This is a genomic window from Paraburkholderia dilworthii, from assembly GCF_000472525.1.
Lineage (GTDB): Bacteria > Pseudomonadota > Gammaproteobacteria > Burkholderiales > Burkholderiaceae > Paraburkholderia > Paraburkholderia dilworthii.
Genome location: NZ_AWZT01000129.1, coordinates 1 through 1,949 on the forward strand (window position 1 = coordinate 1; position 1,949 = coordinate 1,949).

General features: G+C 57.3%; 2 protein-coding genes. Both read left to right on the forward strand.

What is annotated here, in order from left to right; all coding sequences use genetic code 11:
* Positions 1–840: 840 nt before the first annotated feature.
* Positions 841–1,203: a hypothetical protein gene (locus F759_RS0135490; protein ID WP_027803919.1), complete on the forward strand. Its 363-nt coding sequence runs from the start codon at positions 841–843 to the stop codon at positions 1,201–1,203.
* 195 nt (positions 1,204–1,398) lie between these two features.
* Complete coding sequence (locus F759_RS39930; protein ID WP_084534466.1) at positions 1,399–1,899, forward strand: class I SAM-dependent methyltransferase; 501 nt, start codon at positions 1,399–1,401, stop codon at positions 1,897–1,899.
* The last annotated feature ends 50 nt before the right edge of the window (positions 1,900–1,949 follow it).

The following is a 1,949-nucleotide window of genomic DNA, read 5'->3' on the forward strand; positions in this document are numbered from 1 at the left end:
TTTCCTCCCTCGAGCCTTGTCCAACGCCTGCCCGCATGCGTCGCCGTGCACTCATGGGCTGCGGACAAGGGCAGGCATCGAACAACGCTTAACGAGGGCGGTCCGCCGAGACAAGCGACGCGCAACTGCATGTTCGAAGCGATCATGAGGCCGGACCATCAGTTTCGGTCATTCGGCAACGTCGGGTTATTCGTCAACAATCGCACAACCAAGCCAAGCGGGCTATGCCGCTCGGTAGGCTCAAGCGACGAGACAACTGCCGCACGAGTGCGCCTTGCCCGTTCGCAGGCGCCCGGCGCTTACCTTGACCTCAACACCGCAGTCGCACCGGCAAGTCAACAATCCATCGCCCTCGTACCGCTTCGTTGTCAATTGACCGAAAACCTCGCCGCTCTTCAGCGCAGGTGAGCCCGGTCGCGACCGCCACACACGACGCTGCTCACGGCAGCCGCAATCATGCACTTCACCGCCCTCCACGTTCATCAGCGCGGCAGTCACATCGCGGCCACACCGGCATCGCCAGAGCCACACCTCCGCGCCGCAATATTGAAGCGCGACGAGATCTCCGAAGGAGCGACCAGCGACATCGCGACTTGGCGGAAAGGGCCATTGAGGGTGCAATGGGCGGCGGATACGTTTGTTCACGAGAGGTACATGGGGTGCAGAGTCCTGCTCTCAAGTGTAACTGTGCCTCTGGCTTGTAGCGGCTCGGCAACGCAATGACCGAGCCTCCCCGTGCCACGGGGTGTGGTCGGCCACAACCGGTCGTTCGACGACCGTCGTCAAATCGATGACAATTCCAGGAACTAGATTTTCTCGAAAGCGTAAAAGGCAGCGCCAATGCGATATAAAAACATTCACTCGGCGATCCACAATTTCGGCGCTAGCTTCACAAGCCTGATGAATTATTTTGCCAACGGATACGTGATCGACGACCTCGAGTTGATCCATCGACAGCAGATCGACATTGATATCGGTTGGCTGAGCGGCATCTTTAGCCCGGCGGAAAAAGCAACCGAACGAATTTTGATCTCAATCAAGAGCTACCGCTCGGGTCTCGAGCGCCACTTATTTTCTGAAAATGTCGAGCTTCGTTCGCTCGTCAAGCTTGAGTTTCACTGGCCCGTAAGTGGTCGAAAATTCATGGCTGCCGTTGATGATCGAGGCAAAGAGTACAAAATCTATGTGAATGAGTCAAAGTAACACTCTGTTCGCCTTGATGAGAGGTGTGGAGCTTACTTTTTGGCTAATCGCTAACCGCTTGCCAGCAGCCGTTCCCGCATGCCAATGGCCCGCTTCGAACAGGCGGATGCTGGCGACACACGCCCATGAACCGTCATTCGACACCTCGACCAAAATCATTGACAATCGACCGTTCTGACCATCCACTATGGACCAATGTCAATCGACGTTCCGGGAACCGAAGGTTATGCCGAGCATGCCGGGGTTTTGGCTAACGATTGGCGCAAGATTTCATTCGAAGACCTCCACCGACCCGTTCTGCACCTGATTCCGGACGCACCTTCACGCATCCTCGATGTAGGGGCCGGCATGGGTCGCGACGCTGCCGCATTCGCATCGATGGGGCACGCGGTGTTAGCGGTTGAGCCCGTCGATGAACTGCGGGCTGCTGCTACCAACTTCTATCCCGCTTCCAGCGTTGTCTGGCTCGACGATAGCCTGCCTGATCTCTGCCTCGTCCGCGAAAGGGCGAACACGTTCGACGTTGTCATGGTTACCGCAGTGTGGATGCACCTCGACAAAGTCCAACGTCGCCGAGGCATGGGCACAATCTCTGACCTGTTGGTCGATGGTGGCGTCGTCATTCTGTCGGTGCGACATGGGCCGTTTCCGGGTTTTGTCGCGGTAAGGCGATTTGGGCCAATGACAGCGAGATGATGAGGATTGCTTACATCGCCAGCGAGTGGAATTGCCGAGCGGCCGATGGC

What these genes read in the sequence shown, in the direction of transcription:
- F759_RS39930 (WP_084534466.1), top strand. Translation starts at nt 1,399, where the DNA reads ATGTCAATCGACGTTCCGGGAACCGAAGGTTATGCCGAGCATGCCGGG.
- F759_RS0135490 (WP_027803919.1), top strand. Translation starts at nt 841, where the DNA reads ATGCGATATAAAAACATTCACTCGGCGATCCACAATTTCGGCGCTAGC.